15 protein-coding genes are annotated in these 16,572 nt (G+C 63.8%); 8 read left to right on the top strand and 7 right to left on the bottom strand.

Annotated features, from left to right (window positions below):
* Positions 1-93 precede the first annotated feature (93 nt).
* Together MesoLj_RS00855 and MesoLj_RS00850 are read left to right on the top strand one after the other, a co-directional pair.
* Positions 94-1,374 carry an amidohydrolase family protein gene (locus tag MesoLj_RS00855; RefSeq protein WP_202324771.1) on the top strand — a complete coding sequence of 427 codons (1,281 nt, stop codon included), beginning with the start codon at positions 94-96 and terminating at the stop codon, positions 1,372-1,374.
* 388 nt (positions 1,375-1,762) lie between these two features.
* Positions 1,763-2,686: a DMT family transporter gene (locus MesoLj_RS00850; RefSeq protein ID WP_202324770.1), complete on the top strand. Its 924-nt coding sequence runs from the start codon at positions 1,763-1,765 to the stop codon at positions 2,684-2,686.
* A gap of 139 nt (positions 2,687-2,825) precedes the next feature.
* Here the strand turns inward: MesoLj_RS00850 and MesoLj_RS00845 are convergent, their stop codons facing one another.
* A complete protein-coding gene (locus MesoLj_RS00845) occupies positions 2,826-3,728 on the bottom strand; it encodes a phosphotransferase family protein (protein WP_202324769.1) in 903 nt (300 codons plus the stop codon).
* Between the two features lie 105 nt (positions 3,729-3,833).
* Between MesoLj_RS00845 and MesoLj_RS00840 the strand changes: the two genes are divergently transcribed.
* Complete coding sequence (locus tag MesoLj_RS00840) at positions 3,834-4,466, top strand: class I SAM-dependent DNA methyltransferase (protein ID WP_202324768.1); 633 nt, start codon at positions 3,834-3,836, stop codon at positions 4,464-4,466.
* A gap of 100 nt (positions 4,467-4,566) precedes the next feature.
* Here the strand turns inward: MesoLj_RS00840 and MesoLj_RS00835 are convergent, their stop codons facing one another.
* The gene (locus MesoLj_RS00835; RefSeq protein ID WP_202324767.1) at positions 4,567-7,008 is read right to left on the bottom strand and encodes a GcvT family protein; all 2,442 of its coding nucleotides are present in this window, start codon (positions 7,006-7,008) and stop codon (positions 4,567-4,569) included.
* Positions 7,005-7,892 (bottom strand): phosphotransferase family protein, encoded by an 888-nt coding sequence (locus MesoLj_RS00830; protein ID WP_202324766.1) that lies wholly within the window; start codon positions 7,890-7,892, stop codon positions 7,005-7,007. The genes MesoLj_RS00835 and MesoLj_RS00830 overlap by 4 nt, the downstream gene beginning before the upstream one ends.
* A gap of 513 nt (positions 7,893-8,405) precedes the next feature.
* Between MesoLj_RS00830 and MesoLj_RS00825 the strand changes: the two genes are divergently transcribed.
* The gene (locus MesoLj_RS00825; protein WP_202324765.1) at positions 8,406-9,185 is read left to right on the top strand and encodes a DeoR/GlpR family DNA-binding transcription regulator; all 780 of its coding nucleotides are present in this window, start codon (positions 8,406-8,408) and stop codon (positions 9,183-9,185) included.
* On the opposite strand, the gene MesoLj_RS00820 is transcribed toward MesoLj_RS00825, so the two are convergent.
* The 4 genes from MesoLj_RS00820 to MesoLj_RS00805 all read right to left on the bottom strand — a co-directional run bounded on the left by MesoLj_RS00820 (position 9,178) and on the right by MesoLj_RS00805 (position 12,632).
* The gene (locus tag MesoLj_RS00820) at positions 9,178-10,077 is read right to left on the bottom strand and encodes an NAD(P)/FAD-dependent oxidoreductase (RefSeq protein WP_202324764.1); all 900 of its coding nucleotides are present in this window, start codon (positions 10,075-10,077) and stop codon (positions 9,178-9,180) included. The two genes, MesoLj_RS00825 and MesoLj_RS00820, sit on opposite strands and share 8 nt — an antisense overlap.
* Positions 10,067-10,516, bottom strand: coding sequence for an RrF2 family transcriptional regulator (locus MesoLj_RS00815; RefSeq protein WP_202324763.1), 450 nt, complete (start codon positions 10,514-10,516; stop codon positions 10,067-10,069). The genes MesoLj_RS00820 and MesoLj_RS00815 overlap by 11 nt, the downstream gene beginning before the upstream one ends.
* Before the next feature lie 69 nt (positions 10,517-10,585).
* Entirely contained in the window at positions 10,586-11,947 is a 1,362-nt protein-coding gene (locus MesoLj_RS00810) for a sensor histidine kinase (protein ID WP_202324762.1), read from the bottom strand.
* Positions 11,948-11,957: 10 nt separating this feature from the next.
* Positions 11,958-12,632 carry a response regulator transcription factor gene (locus MesoLj_RS00805; protein WP_202324761.1) on the bottom strand — a complete coding sequence of 225 codons (675 nt, stop codon included), beginning with the start codon at positions 12,630-12,632 and terminating at the stop codon, positions 11,958-11,960.
* Between the two features lie 290 nt (positions 12,633-12,922).
* Here MesoLj_RS00805 and MesoLj_RS00800 point away from each other — a divergent pair, with 290 nt between their 5' ends.
* The 4 genes from MesoLj_RS00800 (at position 12,923) to MesoLj_RS00785 (ending at position 16,499) form a co-directional block, all read left to right on the top strand.
* Positions 12,923-13,522: a class I SAM-dependent methyltransferase gene (locus MesoLj_RS00800; RefSeq protein WP_202324760.1), complete on the top strand. Its 600-nt coding sequence runs from the start codon at positions 12,923-12,925 to the stop codon at positions 13,520-13,522.
* Entirely contained in the window at positions 13,519-14,136 is a 618-nt protein-coding gene (locus tag MesoLj_RS00795; protein ID WP_202324759.1) for a DedA family protein, read from the top strand. The genes MesoLj_RS00800 and MesoLj_RS00795 overlap by 4 nt, the downstream gene beginning before the upstream one ends.
* Positions 14,137-14,216: 80 nt before the next feature.
* Positions 14,217-15,128 carry a LysR substrate-binding domain-containing protein gene (locus MesoLj_RS00790; protein ID WP_056569659.1) on the top strand — a complete coding sequence of 304 codons (912 nt, stop codon included), beginning with the start codon at positions 14,217-14,219 and terminating at the stop codon, positions 15,126-15,128.
* Between the two features lie 216 nt (positions 15,129-15,344).
* Positions 15,345-16,499, top strand: a complete 1,155-nt coding sequence (locus tag MesoLj_RS00785) for an ABC transporter substrate-binding protein (protein WP_202324758.1) — start codon at positions 15,345-15,347, stop codon at positions 16,497-16,499.
* The last annotated feature ends 73 nt before the right edge of the window (positions 16,500-16,572 follow it).

The raw sequence follows: 16,572 nt of genomic DNA, 5'->3' as shown, positions 1-16,572 counted from the left end.
AGGAAACCTTTCGCGGCCGCCGAAAGAAACGGCTGCGGCAAGCTGTCTTTTGCGCCACCATGGCTGGGTGATTCTGGAATAGGATGACGGCAGATGGATTTCGACCTTATAGTTCGTGGCGGCACGCTGCCGGATGGCAGGATTGCCGATATCGGCATCAGCGGCGAGATGATCGCGGCGATCGAGCCGAAACTGCAAGGTTCCGCCCGGACCGAGGTCGACGCCCGCGGCAATCTGGTCTCGCCGCCCTTCATCGATCCGCATTTTCATATGGATGCAACGCTGTCCTACGGCATTCCGCGCATCAATGCCTCGGGCACGCTGCTCGAAGGTATTGCATTGTGGGGTGAACTGAAGCCGTTGCTGACGCATGAGGCGGTGCGCGACCGGGCGCTCGCTTATTGCGACTGGGCGGTTTCGATGGGCCTGCTCGCCATCCGCACCCATGTCGACGTCTGCGATGACCGTTTGCTGGCCGTCGAGGCCCTGCTCGACGTCAAGAAAACGATCGCTCCTTACATCGACCTGCAACTCGTGGCGTTTCCGCAGGACGGCTTCTACCGCTCGCCGAAAGCGCGCGAAAACACCATCCGCGCGCTGGACATGGGCGTCGACATCGTCGGCGGCATACCGCATTTTGAGCGCACCATGGCCGACGGCACGCGCTCGGTGACCGAGCTTTGCGAGATCGCGGCAAAACGCGGCCTGATGGTCGACCTGCATTGCGACGAGACCGACGACCCGCTGTCGCGCCACATCGAGCAGCTGGCCTATGAAACGCAGCGTCTGGGCCTGCAGGGCAGGGTGGCCGGCTCGCATCTCACCTCGATGCATTCGATGGACAACTACTACGTCTCGAAACTTCTGCCGCTGATCGCCGAGGCCGGCGTTTCCGCCATCCCCAACCCGCTGATCAACATCATGCTGCAAGGCCGTCACGACAACTTCCCGAAGCGCCGCGGGATGACCCGGGTCAAGGAAATGCAGGCGCTCGGCATCCGTGTCGGCTGGGGTCAGGATTGCGTGCTCGATCCCTGGTATTCGCTGGGCACCGCCGACATGCTCGATGTCGCCTTCATGGGCCTGCATGTCGCCCAGATGTCGAGCCCGGCCGACATGGCGCGCTGCTTCGACATGGTCACCAATGTCAACGCCGCCATCATGGGCTTGGATCATCTGGGCCTGGCCGTCGGCAAGCGCGCCAGCCTCGTCGTTCTCGACGCCGGCAATCCGATCGAGGCCCTGCGCCTGCGCGCCGAGCGCATTTGCGTCATCGCCAGGGGCAAGGTGGTGGCGGAACGGACAAGGCAGGATACCAGGCTTTCCCTGCCTGGCAGGCCGTCGGCGGTGAACCGCAGGCACATATCCGGCTAGTTCCTCGGCGCAGAAGGTTTGACGAGTCGCTTGCATTGACAGGCAGCAAGCCTTGGCGATTGGCTCAAACGCCGATCATTTCGTCATCCTGGGGCGGAGCAAGGAGCGAAGCGACGCAGCGCAGACCCCAGGATCCATGCCGCGACTTCAAAGCGCTGCGACGGTCCAGAATCCATTCCGCTGCATTCCTCGGCTAATGTCGCGGCATGGATCCTCGGGTCTTCGCGACGCCGCTCCGCGGCTGCTCCGCCCGTGGATGACGAAGTTGGGAAGGCCTAGCCCCAGCCGATTCCCGGCACTGGCCTTGCCGATTTCCGGATTTCTCCTCGTCAAAGCGGCCGCTTCCGTTTACGACGCGGCCTTACGCGAGGGAGGAATCGGGATCGGCATGACGCAGCCCGTGGCGCAGAGTTCCACAATCAGGAACGTTCTTCTGGCCGGCATTCTGCTGATGCTGGCCGGCGATTTCATGTTTGCGCTGAACGATGCGATGGGCAAATGGCTGGTCGCAAGCTTCTCCGTCGGTCAGGTGGTGCTGATCCGCTCTATCGGCGCCTTCATCGTGCTCGGACCGATGATCGCCAACCAGGGCGCCGCAAAGCTTTTCCACTTGGAGCGGCCTATCCTCCAACTCCTGCGCGTGGTCGCGACCACGGCCGATACCGGGCTGTTCTACGCCGCGGTCGTCTATCTGCCGCTCGCCGACGTGATGAGCTTCTACATGGCCGGACCGATCTACGTCGCGGCGCTGTCGCACCTGCTGCTGGGCGAAAAGGTCGGCTGGCGGCGCTGGCTGGCGATCCTGGTCGGCTTCTGTGGCGTGCTCATCATCCTGAAGCCGTCCTCGGAGGCGTTCTCGCTATCTTCGGCCTTCGCCCTTGTCGGCAGCATCGCCTTTGCCTTCGCCATCATCCTCAACCGGCGTTTGCGCGGCACCAGCGATACCAACCTTGTGACATGGCAGACGATCGGCACGTTGCTGGTCGGCGGCGTGCTGACCATCGGCGCGTGGCGGACACCCTCGGCGCTTGATCTCGGCGCCATGCTCCTGCTTGGCATCGTCTCCTGTGCCGCTCATCTGATGATCACCAGGGCATTGAAGCTGGCGCCGGCCTCGACGCTGGCGCCGCTGCACTACACGCTGCTGCTATGGGCCGTGGTGTTCGGACTGGTGTTCTTCGGTGATGTTCCGGGCCCACGCATCCTGATCGGCTCCGGCATCGTCGTCCTGGCCGGCATCTTCATTTTCCACCGCCAAAAGGTGGTCGACACCACGGTGCCGCCCGAAAACGTGCCGAAGGGCGTGAATTGACGCCTGCCGCCCAAAAGTGTGCAGCGTTTTGGAACGAGTGCGGGGCTAGAGCGTTTCACGGAATCGCAGAACCGCTCTAACTATTTGTTTTTACGCAATTCCGGACGGAAAACCGTTACACACTTTTCCTGGAATTGCTCTAACCCTGGCGTATTGCCGCCAGATGCCGCGAAAATTCCGGTGTCTCCATCAACGCCTTGCAGTGTGCGAAGCGGCCGTCGGCATAGGCGCGGAAATCGTCGACCGGATTGTTGTTGGCAAGCTGGATCAGCCCCCACAGCGTCCATAGAAGATCGCACATCGCCTTGTAGATGACGATACGGCCGCGCTCCACCGGCTTTGCTTCCCCGCCAAAATAGGCGCGCATCATCTCCTCATCCTGCGCAGCGTCGAACTTGCCTTCGACACTGAGGTCGCCGAGGTCCCAGAGCGGGTCGTTCATCCCCGAATATTCCCAGTCGACGATCCACATCCGCTCGCCCGTATCGAGGAAGTTTTCGCAGAGCGGATCGCAATGGCAGGCGACGAGCGGCAAGGGATGGCTGGCCAGTGCCGAGCGCACGCTCCCTGCCTCGCGAACCACGTCATGATAACCGGCGGGCAGGTCGACATCCTTGGTCGACAGGACCTTGAGATAGTCGTCGATCATCGCGAACAGTTCGAAGCGGAAGGGAAACACCGCACCGGACGCGTGCAGCTTGCGGAACGCTTCGCCGGCGCGGGCGGGGCTGCCCGGCCGTTCCCTGAATTTCTCCGGTGACATCGTTTCCGCACCGGCGATGAAGCGCGTCACCATCACACCGGTGCCGGCGTCGGCATGAAGCACTTCAGGGCTGACGCCGGCCTTTGCCGCCTCGCGCGCCGCCACCGCTTCGTTGGCGCGGTTGATGTATTCCTCGGTGCCCTTGCCCGGAATGCGCAGGCAGAAGTCGCCGGCCTTGAAGACGAGATTGGTGAGGCCGCCAAGCCGGTCGAGCGGTCCGGCATAGCCGGCCAGCGCCGGAATGGCGGCAAGTTTTGCCCGCGCCTCGTCTGTCACCATGCCTGCGCCCCCACGCGATTATTTCTCATCGCAACGGTTCCACAATTTTCGCCGTTTGGCTATCATCCGATCGTGGTGAGCGAGAGAGCGGCTGGCGGAACGACGATGGTGGACAGCAAACATCATGGCGCGCTCGGCGCTGCCTACGCGGCGAAGCGGCCAGAGGAAGTGGCCGCTCTCTATGACCGTTGGTCTCAGACCTATGACGCCGACATGTCAGCCGCCGGCTATCGCCATCCGACGATCTGCCTTGCCTTGCTCGCCCGCCATCTGCCGCGTGGCTCCGCACCGCTGCTCGATGCCGGCGCGGGCACCGGGCTCATCGGTGAATGGTTGAACATTGCAGGCTATCCCGAAGTCGAGGCGCTGGACATCTCGCAAGGCATGCTGGATCAGGCCGCTCGCAAGGGTGTCTATTCCGCGCTGCATTGCCTCGCGCTCGGCGGCAGGCTGCCCTTTGCCGACGATGCCTATGCCGGAATTGTTTCGGCCGGAGTCTTCACCTCGGGCCATGTCGGCGTCGAAGGTCTGGACGACCTGATCCGCATCTGCCGGCCCGGCGGGGTGATCGTGCTGACGGTCAAGAACACGCTGTGGGATCAGGGTTTTGCAGCGCGCATCGCCGAACTCGAGGCGCAAGGCATCGTCACCCGCGCCGAGGAGACGCGCCCTTACGTCTCCATGCCAGGCGAGGCCGACACCGTGCCCAGCCGAGGCCTCGTCCTCCGGGTAAACTGAAGTAATTCCAGCAAGAAAGAAGTGTATCGCTGTGTCCCTTTGGGGATTGCGGCGCCACAAAGAAGCGGTTCGGCGCTTTCCGTGAAACAATGAACCGTATCTAGGTCTTTACCCTCTCCGCTGTCGGATCGTACATCGGCTCGAGATGGATCTTGGCCGGCGTCCGCTCCATGGCGACCACCAGTTCATAATCGCCCGAGGCGAGGAAATCGTCGCTCACCCCGTCGCCATTGCGCACATAGCCATAGCCGATATTCCTGCCGATCGTGTAGCCATAGCCGCCGCTGGTCAGGTAACCGACCGGCTCGCCATCGCGCAGGATGGTCTCCCGGCCGAGCAGCACGATCTCCGGACTGTCGACCGTGAAGCCGGCAAAGCGTTTCTTCAGAGGCGCCCCGCCGATCGTCTCCAGCGCGCGCCGCCCGACGAAATCCGTGTTCTTGCGCAGCTTGACCGCCCAGCCGAGCCCGGCTTCCTGCGGCGTGTCGTTGGGTGTGATGTCGGAGCCCCAGGCGCGGTAGCCCTTCTCCAGGCGCAGCGATTCCAGCGCCCGGTAGCCGACCGGGCGGATGCGGTGCTTTTCGCCCGCCGCCGTCAATGCGTCGAAGACTTCACCAGTGGCCGCGATCGGCACATGCAATTCCCAGCCGAGTTCGCCGACATAGGTGACGCGCAGCGCCCGCACCGTGTGGCCGGCAATGGCGATCTCGCGCACATGGCCGAACGGGAATGCCGCGTTCGACACATCGGCCTCGGTCACCGCGGAAAGCACATCGCGGGCGCGCGGTCCCATCAGCGACAGCGTGCCGAATTCCTCGGTGACATCGGTCAGTCCGGCATCGAGGCCCTCGCCGATATGGTCGCGGATCCAGGAGGCGTCATGCGTGCGGAAACCGGTGCCGGTGACGATGTAGAATCTGTCTTCGGCCAGCCGCGCCACGGTCAGGTCGGCTTCGATGCCGCCGCGCGTGTTGAGAAGTTGTGTGTAGGTCAGCCGGCCGACCGGCTTGCTGACATCGTTGGCGCAGATCCAGTCCAGCGCCTTGGCCGCGTCGGGTCCGCTGAGCTCGTATTTGGCGAAGGACGACTGGTCGAAGATGCCGACATGCTCGCGGACATGCCGGTGTTCGTCGCCGACCGCCGCGAACCAGTTCTGCCGGCCCATGGAATAGATGTCCCGCGGCTCGACATCCTCTGGGGCGAACCAGTTCGGCCGCTCCCAGCCGAGCTTGGAGCCGAACACAGCGCGCCGTTGCTTGAGCCTGTTGTAGAGCGGCGATATGATGCGCGGCCGGCCGCTGGCATATTCCTCGTGCGGGAAGCCGATCGTATAGTGCTTGCCATAGGCCTCCAGCGTGCGCTCGCACACCCATTGCCGGTCGCGGTGCAGCGCGGAAAAACGCCTGATGTCGACCACCCACAGGTCGAGCGGCGCCTCGCCATCGACCACCCACTGCGCCAGCACCCAGCCGGCACCGCCGCCCGAGGCGATGCCGAAGGCGTTGAAGCCGGCGCCGACGAACATGTTGGCGCATTCGGGTGCTGTGCCGAGAATGAAATTGCCGTCCGGCGTAAAGCTCTCCGGCCCGTTGATCATCTGCTTGACGCCGACGCTTTCCAGCGCCGGCACCCGCGCGATCGCCTGTGTCATGTGCTGTTCGAAATGGTCGTAATCGTCGTCGAACAGACGGAATTCCCAGTCGTTGGGCACATCGCCTGTTGTCCATGCCTGCGGGTTGGGCTCGTAGCCGCCCATCACCAGCCCGCCGACCTCCTCCTTGAAATAGGTGCGCCGGTCGGGGTCGCGCAGCGTCGGCGCGTCGGTCGCCAGTCCATCGATCTTCTCGGTGATGATGTATTGGTGCTTCACCGGCTGCAGCGGCACATTGATGCCGGCCATGGCGCCCACCTGCCGCGCCCATTGGCCGGCGCAGTTCACCACCTTGTCGCAGGCGATGTCGCCTTGATTGGTCTTGACGGCCGTGATGCGGCCGCCCTTCATCTCGAAGCCGGTGACGCGGACCTCCTCGAACAGCTTCGCGCCATGCATGCGCGCGCCCTTGGCCAGCGACTGCGTGATGTCGGAAGGGCTCGCCTGGCCGTCGGTCGGCAGCCAGGAGGCGCCGACGAGATCGTCGGTTTCCATCAGCGGCCACATCGCCTTGACCTCGGCCGGCGACAAAAGATGCATGTCCATGCCGAAGCTCTTCGCCGTCGTCGCCAGCCTTTTGTATTCGGTCCAGCGGTCGGGATTGGTGGCGAGCCGCAGGCAGCCGGTCATCTTCCAGCCGGTGGCAAGACCGGTTTCAGCCTCCAGTCCCTTGTAGAGGTCGACCGAATATTTGAGCACCCGGGTGATCGATGCCGACGAGCGCAATTGCCCGACCAGGCCGGCGGCGTGCCAGGTCGAGCCCGAGGTCAGCTTGCCCTGTTCGAGCAGCACGACGTCGGCCTTGTGGTCGCGCGCGAGATGATAGGCCGTCGAGCAGCCGATGATGCCGCCGCCGATGACGACGATGGCGGCCTGGCTGGGCAATGTCATGATTTCAGGATCCCGTATTTTGTCCGGTAGTTTTCCAGCGCCGCGTCGAGCCGCACCAGGTTTTCCTCGGTGTAGGCGACATAGTCGATGCCTGGCGCGTCGAGATAGAGTTCCGACACCATGCTCCACATCGCCTCGCGCAACAGCGAGGCGCATTGCATGGCGGCGTGCGAGCGGCGGATCGCCTCGTCCGGTTCCTTCATGAAATAGGCGGTCAGGAAGGCGAAGGATTCCTCGTCGCTCATGCCCGCGTTCGAAGCGACGCCGGCAAGGTCGAACATCGCCGTGTTGAAACCGGCATATTCGAAATCGATCAGCCACAGCCTGCTGCCGTCGTCGAGAATGTTAGCCGGCAAAAGATCGTTGTGGCCGAAGACGATTGGCAGCAATTTCTGCGCCCGCTCCAACTCGTCTGCCAGCGTGAGCAGCCGTGGCAAGTCAGCGCGCTTGCGGCTGCCGCCTTCCTCGAGCGTGCGCGCATAGTCGCGAATGACGTGGAAGACCCAGAACATGAAGCCGGCGCCGGAAATATGGTTGGGCATCTCCCGGTGGAAGCCGCGCATCAAGGCCGCGACGCGGCCGAGATTGGTGCGCACGTCCTCGGCAAGATAGGTCCTGGCGCCAAGGAACGCCGTCACCATGATGCCCGGCTCGGCGTAATGGACCGCCGGTGCGAAACCGGCGGCATGGGCCGCCCGTGCCGTCATCACCTCACGTTCGCGGAAGACGTGGTGGAACGGGTAGTCCTGACCGAAGCGCACGACATGCCGTCCGGCACCGTCGCTGACCACATAATTGGCGTTGCTCAGGCCGCCGGGCAGCGGGGCGATCTCGACGGCGCCGGTCCAGCAGGGCAGGGCGCGGATGCGGTCTTCGGCAATCACGGGATCATCCCTGGTTTGCGGGGCTTCGACTAAAGCGCGTCGTGTTGAAACGGATCCATGCGACGCGCCTTAGGCCCTTGTTTTCATGCATGTCGTTCTCCCAAAACCGAGGTCACTTTCGGGCGACATGCATTAGGCGCCATGGACAGCGCAGCGACGGCGGGGAGAAGCGCAAATCTCGTCGGTGCGGGACGCCAGGATCGGTATCCCGCACCGCACCGACGAGCCCCTTGGCCAGGCTTTTGATCCCGGCATCCGCCCCCGCGGATCTGAAAATTCCTTGCGTCAGGCACGTTCAAGACTGCCTGGCCAGTGAGTTGCGGCTCTGCCATCGCCCTCCCGTTGCAGCTCCGAAACCTCTGTCGATGAATGGATTTCACGCCAAGGTTGCCCGGTTGTCAACAAAAAGATGTGACTTTTTTTGGGTATTTTGCCCGAAACCAAGGATCAGTCCCTTTAAAAGCGCTTGAATTACCTTAAAACCGGTCAAAAGCCTGAGCCCGGGAAACCCCAATGGTCCATTCCAAACGCCACGGCGAGATCCTTCGGCTGCTGCAGGAAGAGGGAACCGTCACCATCGCCAGCCTGGCCGACCGGCTGGGTGTTTCGCTCGAAACCGTGCGCCGCGACGTCAAGCCGCTCACCGCTGATGGGTCGGTGCTGAAGATGCATGGTGCGATCGGCTTGCCGTCGATGATCGGCGAAGCGCCGTTCGAGCGACGCATGCGCGAGAATGCTGATGCCAAGCGCGTCATTGCCCGCATGGTCGCCGCCACCATCCGCGATGGCGAGTCCATCATGCTCGATACCGGCACCACGACCTCGTTCTTGGCGCGGGAACTGCTCGGCCACCGGCGGCTGACGGTCGTCACCAATTCGTCTGACATCGCCCGCACGCTGGCCACGATCAACGGCAACAAGGTCTATATGGCCGGCGGCGAGCTGCGCAGCGATTCAGGGGCCGCGTTCGGGATTTCGGCCATCGAGTTCGTCAGCCGCTTCTCCGTCAGCCATGCCATCATCTCCACCGGTGCCGTCGATGCCGTGACGGGTGTCATGGACTACGATCTGGAAGAGGCTGAGTTCGCCCGCATGGTGCTGTCACGCGGCCAGCGCTCGCTCGTCGTCACCGATCACACGAAGTTCGGCCGCCAGGGCCTGGTCCAGGTCTGCGGCTTCGACGGTTTTTCCGAACTCGCCACCGACTGCGCGCCGCCGCACGATGTAGCCGCGGCGCTGGCGCAGGCGGGCGTGCGGCTCAGCATCGCCGGTGGCGAAGTCGCTTTTAGCTGAACACCAGGGATTGGTGGGCGCACACGCCCGCGAAAGTCCCGCCCGATACGGCAAAGGCGATGTTGTGCATCGCGCGCGCCGCGTCGCCGGCAGCATAGACGCCGGGGATCGTCGTCTGCTGCCGGTCATCGACCGTGATCACCGGTCCGAGGAAGCCGTCGGTGAAGCCACAGCCGAGTTGCTCGGCAAGCGGGCTCGCCATCATGTTGCGCGGTGCGGTGAACATCGCCCTGACACCAACCTGTCGGCCGCTGTCGAGCTGGACGATCAGGCCGCCGGAGCCGTCCTCCCTGAGTTCGTTGACTGTCGCGGGTTCGAACCTGACACCCTTGGCCTCCATGGCCAGCATCTGCTCGGTGTCGGGCTCTATCTGGCCGTTGCCGAACAGCGTGACGTCACCCCAGTCGGTAATCAACTGCGCCTGATGCATGGACATCGGGCCGGTTGCGAGCACGCCAAGCGGCCCGCCGGAAACCTCGTAGCCATGGCAATAGGGGCAGTGCAGCACGGTCTTGCCCCATTGCCCGGCAAGCCCGGGAACCTCCGGCAGGATGTCGCGCACGCCGGTGGCCAGAACCAGTCGAGAGGCGCCGAATGTCTCGCCGCCATCGGTGGTGATCTCGAAATCGCTGCTGCTGTTGGCAACGGCATTGTTTGCACGCGCCTGAACAAACCTGGCTGTCGGATAGGCAAGCAGTTGCCGCCTTGCATCATCGAGTATGGCGCTGGGTGTGCGTCCATCCTGGCCGAAAAAGCCATGCGAATGCGCGGCAAAGCGGTTGCGCGGCTGGCCGGCGTCGATCACCAGCACGTTGCGCCGGGCCCGCGCCGCCTGGATCGCGGCGGACAGGCCGGCAAAGCTGCCGCCGACGACGGCAAGATCATATTGCATGGCTGGAGACTCCAATGAGGTCGTAACGGCGGCGGAAATCGGCGGTCAGGTCGGCCAGCGTGATGCGGCTGAGCTTCTCCGCCAGCAGCTTCTCCGCCGCGACACGAAAATCATCGAGTACGGCGATCACCGCTTGCTCGACGAGACAGCCGGGGCTTTCCGGCTCGGTGCTGAACGGCAGCAGCGTCTCGCTAAGTGCTGCGCTGATCTCGGCCAGCGAGATGTCCTCGGGCGCGCGCCCGAGCAGCCAGCCGCCGCCATGCCCACGAGACGAGGTGACGATGCCGGCATCGCGCAAGCCGGCGATGGTGCGGCGCACCACCACCGGATTGGTGTGGATGAAGGTGGCAAGCTGCTCGGAGGTCAGCGCGTGCTCTGGCTTCTCGGCCATGTGGACGAGAATGTGCAGGGTTGAGGACAGTCGGCTGTTGCGTTTCATGTAACTTATTTAGTTACGATTGCGGCGATGTCAATCACGCCAACGCAATTTCTACCGTTCACGGTGGTGCTATGCCGGCAAGGCGCGAAAACTCATCCGGAAGCAGGCGCCGCACGGCTTGCCATCGAAAATCTCGATGTGCCCGCCATGCAGTTGCATGATTTCCTGCACCAGGTTGAGGCCGAGCCCGGCGCCGTGATCTTGAGGGCGCAGCCGGTAGAACGGCTCGAAGATGCGTTCGCGCTCGGCTGGCGGCACACCGCCGCCTTCGTCCCGCACCTCGATGACGGCCGGAGCTGCAACGCTCACGGTGATCTTGCCCGCGCGGCCGCCATGCTCGATGGCGTTCAGGACGATGTTGGTCACCGCGCGTTCGATCGCGGTGCGGTCACCGGTCGCGAAAACCGTATCTCTTGCCGGCTCGAACGACATTTCATACCCGGCAGAGAACGCCATCGGCGCGAGATCGACGATGACGCCGCGCGCGATGGCCACCAGATCGACTTTCTCGAAAGGCGAGGTCTGCCGGTCGAGGCGCTGTAGGTCGAGCAACTGGTCGGTCAGCGTCGAAAGCCGTGCTGCGTCCTGCAGCAGCCGGGCCCGCTCGGGTGTTGCCGGCAGCGAGGCCAGGCGTGTGTTGAGGATGGCGACCGGCGTCCTGAGTTCATGGGCGGCATCGGTCAGGAAGCGCTTGTGGCGCTCATAGCCCTTGTCCAGGCGTGCGAGGGCGGCGTTCACCGCCTTGACCAGCGGCGCGACCTCCTTTGGCACATCCTTCAGCGGCAGTTGCACGCCGCGCTGGTCGATGTCGATGCGCTCGGCCTCGGCCGCTGCATGGCCAAGGCCCGACAGCGCGCCGCGCACCACCCAGGGCGTCGCGAACAGCGTGGCCAGCGCCATCAGGCCGGCCAACGGCAATATCCCTTGCAGGAAGAATTGCGGCGCCTGTCCGAGCAGGCGCAGCAGCGAAAGCCCGCCCTTGGTGCCGGTGAAGATCTGGACGTTGCCGGCGGCCGTTTCGGTCCAGCGGATCTTTGCATCCGGCGGCGCGCTCTCGCCGATGGATTTGTCGACACGCGCATCGCTGATGGTGTCCAGCAGGCCGGCGAAGGGCTGGAAGATGGCCGGCACCGTGCCTTCCTGCAGCCGCTGCCCCTGCTTGTCGCGGATGATGAACCACAGGCCGGGGACATCGGATCGCAGCTTCGTCAGATCCGAAGTCTCGCGCAGCACAAGCTTGCCGCCGGCGTCGCGTGCCACGGCATCCGCCAGCACGTCCATCGTGCCGTCCTCATAGTCGTGGGGGATGAGGCCGGTGGCGAGCAATGCGCCGAGAATACCGACGATGATCAGCGTCAGCATCGCGCATTGCAGCAAGGCGATGCGCAGCACTAGGCTCCATTTGAGCGAACGTGGGCAGTTGAGGCTCATCGATCGAGGCTCACGTCGTTTCGCGCAGGAGATAGCCGACGCCGCGAATGCCGTTGATCGTCACCCCGGCATCGGCGTCGGCGAGCTTGCGGCGCAGGCGCGAAACATGGGTATCGAGCGCATTGGACTGGATCTCGTCGTCGAGGCCGAACACTGCTTCCATCAGCGCCTCGCGCTGCACCATGCGGCCGGTTCGCCGCATCAGCGCCTCCAGAACCAGCAGCTCGCGCCGCGGCAGGCTGAGCGGCTCGCCACGGATCGCAGCCTCGCGATGTCCGACATCGAGCACCAGATGGCCGGCGCGGATGAATTGCGACTGCAACGGCGCCGGCCGCCTGAGCAATGCGCGCAAACGGGCCAGCAATTCCTCGAAGGCGAACGGCTTTGCCAGATAGTCGTCCGCGCCCATGTCCAGCCCGTCGACCTTGTCAGACGTGTCGCCCCTGGCCGTCAGCACCAGCACCGGCGTGGTGTTCGCCGCCGAGCGCAATCTCGGCACCAGCGACAGCCCGTCGCCGTCAGGCAACTGGCGGTCGAGCAGGATGGCGTCGTAGCTGTCGACGGCAACGAAGCCTTCCGCCTCGACCAATGTGCCGGCGTGATCGACCACCATGTCGTGGCGCTTCAGCGCCGCACGCAGCGCCGAGACCATTTCGGGCTCGTCTTCGACCAGCAAGATACGCATCCACACTCCCCGGCAACGAGCACACCGTATCAGGCGCTACCGCGCCAACATTGCGTAGACATGGCAAAGCCGAATGGCCCGAGGCCGGCAAGTCCTTTCTTTGCGTCCGCGCTATTGCGCAATGTCTATGCAATCCAGCCACGGCAAACAGCGCCGGTCGGCACGAACCGCCATGCCGGCGTCAAGGCGTCGGGCCTGACGATGCAACAGGTTCGGGCCCGACGCCGAAACGAAATCGAGCGGCCACGCCAAATTGGTTGGCGTGCTGTTGTCCGGGATTGAGGTTGCCTATGCCTGCACATGATGCCCTGTCTTTTCTCATGGCGTGGACCGTTGCGCCGTTCAGGGTCGGCTCCGTCACGCCGTCCAGTTCCAGCCTGGCGGCCTTGATGACGCGCGACATCGGCCCCGAAACCGGCCCGGTGCTGGAGCTCGGTCCTGGAACCGGCCCGTTCACACGCGCGCTGCTGTCACGCGGGGTTAGGGAAGAGGATCTGACGCTGATCGAATCCGATCCGGATTTCGCGGCACTTCTCATGCGCCGCTTTCCCGCCGCCCGAATTTTCGAGATGGATGCCGTCGGCCTGCGCCATCTGTCGCTATTCCCCGGGCCGGTGGTCGGCGCCGCCATCAGCGGGCTGCCCTTCCGCCTGATTTCACCGCGCAAGACGCTTGCCATTCTCGAAGGCGTTTTCGCGAACCTTCGTCCGGGCGGGGCGCTGTATCAGCTCACGCTCGGCTGGCGCTGCCCGTTCGATCAATCGCTGCTCGATCGGCTCGATCTCGAGGTCACGCGGGTCGGCCATACCTTTCGCAATTTCCCGCCGGCAACGGTCTATCGCATCGCCAGGATCAAGACTGTCACGTCCTCCGACTGGCGCTTCGCATGACCGGCCCGCTGTCGGCCATTCTCGGCTTCGGCCTGTTCGGCGTCTTTTGCCTTGCCTTCACCGAGAAGATCCTGCCGGTTCCGCCCTCGCATGTGCTGCTGCTGTTCCTCGGCATGACGGCTGCACCGGATGGCTTCACACTGGCGATCCTGCTGGTGGTGACGACGCTTGCCTCCTTCCTTGGCTGCCTTGTCTGGTATGGGGTTGGCCGCCGGATCGGATTTGACCGTGCCGACAGGCTGATCGAACGTGTCGGCAGATATGTCTTCCTGCGCCCCGCGACCTACCGCAGGCTCGGCCAGGCCTATCGCCGCAATCATGTCAGGGTGTCCTTGCTGGCGCAGTTCATCCCGACCGTGCGCAACTACCTGCCGATCGCGGCGGGCGCCCTCAGTCTGCCTGGTTTGCCCTTCGCAATCGCGACACTGCTCGGCGCCACCATCTGGAATGCGGGCTTTCTCCTGACCGGCTATCTCCTGCGCGGCAGCGGTCAGGACACCTTTACGGTGGGTTTGCGCATCATCGTCATCGTCGTGGCGCTGGAGACGGCCTTCATGTTGGCATTGCGTTATGGTCCTGCATGCCGGCGGCGCATCATGTTGGTGTTCGGCTGAGCGCACGGCAACAGCCTCCAGCCATGGGATAAGCCCGCCGTTGGCTTTCCTTCGCTTCGCCGCCGGTGTTTAGTCCGGCCATGGCGTTCACCATCCGACAGTTGCAGTTCTTCATCGCCGTCGCCGAGCAAGGCACGGTGTCGGGCGCGGCGCAGAACCTCTCCATCTCGCAGTCCTCGGTCACCGAAGCGATCAAGGAACTCGAAAGCGATCTCGGCGTCGAATTGTTCGAGCGCCATCCGCGTGGCCTCAACATCACCCACAAGGGCCATCAGTTCCTGCGTCATGCGACCAAGATCCTCGCCGACGTGTCCGATGCGCGCCGCTCTTTCTCCGGCGAGCAGGCTGTGGCGGGCGGGCGGCTGCAGCTCGGCGTCACCTCGCTGGTCGCCGGCTATGTGCTGTCGGATCTGCTCGCCCGCTATCGCCGCGCCTATCCGGGTGTCGAGGTCTCGGCCATCGAGGACAATGGCGACTACCTCGAACATCTGCTGATCGGCGGCAAGCTCGACATCGCCGTCATGGTCACTTCCAATTTGCGCGATCGCACGGCGCTGCAGTCCGAGATCCTTGAGGTCTCGGCCTACCGCCTGTGGCTGCCGCTCGGCCATCCGCTCGCCGGCGCCGACATCATCGGCATTGGTGACATCGCCGGCGAACCGTTGATCATGCTCACCGTCGACGAGATCGAGGAGAACACCGGCAAGCTGCTGACGGCGATCGGCGCCAAGCCGCATGTCGCCTTCCGCACCCGCTCGGTCGAGGCAGTGCGCAGTCTGGTTGCCACCGGGGCCGGCGTGGCGCTGCTGCCCGATCTTGTCTACCGGCCATGGTCGCTGGAAGGCGACCGCATCGAATCGCGCGATATTTCGGGCTCCTTGCCGGTGGTGCAGGTCGGCATGGTCTGGCGGCGCGGCTCCGGCCTGCCGCAGGCGGCACGGGACTTCGTCGGCCTTGCCCAGTCGCAGCGCACGGTCCGCCAACGCCCCTGATTGAAGCGTGTCAATCTATCGGAAAAACCGATATCGCCTTTCTGATAAATGAATTTGCGAAACCGGAATTTTCCAAGCACCTTCCGTACCACGGACCAAAGCCGCCACCAGAGCGACATCAAGTCCATAGGACGAACCGACAGTTTTTCAGTCCGCGCTTGATCTGGCGAAAACCGGAGCGGTTTCGGGATCAGGCGCCAAAATGGGAGATCGATGATGAATTCATTCCTGAAGTCATGCACTGCGCTGACGGTCGCGCTGACCTTCTCTGGTCAGGCCATCGCCCAGGTCAAGGAACTCGGCAAGGGCGAAGGCCAGGTCAACATCGTTGCCTGGCCGGGCTATATCGAGCGCGGCGAGACCGACAAGGGCTATGATTGGGTCACCGCTTTCGAGAAGGAGAGTGGCTGCAAGGTCAACGTCAAGACCGCCAACACGTCCGACGAGATGGTCTCGCTGATGAACGAAGGCGGCTTCGACCTCGTCACGGCTTCAGGCGATGCCTCGCTACGCCTGGTCGCCGGCAAGCGCGTGCAACCGATCAACACCGATCTCATCCCGAGCTGGAAGGCGGTCGACGATCGCCTCAAGGACGCGCCCTGGTTCACCGTCGACAAGGTGCATTACGGCGTTCCCTATCAGTGGGGCCCCAACATCCTGATGTACAACACCGAGGTGTTCAAGGAAGCGCCCAAGAGCTGGAACGTCGTCTTCGAAGAGATGAAGCTGCCGGACGGCAAGTCCAACAAGGGGCGCGTCCAGGCCTATGACGGACCGATCCACATCGCGGACGCCGCCAACTATCTGATGTTCCACAAGCCGGAACTCGGCATCAAGGACCCCTACGAGCTCAACGAAGACCAGTACAAGGCCGCCCTCGATCTGCTGCGCGTCCAGCGCACGCTGGTCGGCCGCTACTGGCATGATGCCGCCATCCAGGTCGACGATTTCCAGAATGAAGGCGTCGTGGCATCCGGTTCGTGGCCGTATCAGGTCAACACGCTGGTCGCCGCCAAGAAGCCGGTCGCCTCGACCGTGCCGGAAGAAGGCGTCACCGGCTGGGCCGACACCACCATGATGGAAGCCGACGCGGCTCATCCGAACTGCGCTTATAAGTGGCTTGAGCATTCGCTGTCGCCGAAGGTGCAGGGCGATGTTTCGGCCTGGTTCGGTTCGCTGCCGGTGGTGCCTGCCGCCTGCAAGGGTAATGAATTGCTCGGCGAGGAAGGCTGCAAGACCAACGGCTACGACAATTTCGACAAGATCAAGTTCTGGAAGACGCCGGTCTCGAAATGCGTCACCCAGAACGACCAGTGCGTGCCTTACTACCGCTGGGTGTCCGACTATATCGGCGTCATCGGCGGACGGTGATTTCGCTTACCCTCCCCCTTGTGGGGAGGGTCGATGCGCAGCGTCGGGGTGGGGCCTGTTCGATAGGTCCGCG

Source organism: Mesorhizobium sp. 113-3-9 (assembly GCF_016756515.1).
In the GTDB taxonomy this organism is placed as follows: Bacteria; Pseudomonadota; Alphaproteobacteria; order Rhizobiales; family Rhizobiaceae; genus Mesorhizobium.
This window is presented reverse-complemented; position numbering and strand designations above follow the sequence as displayed.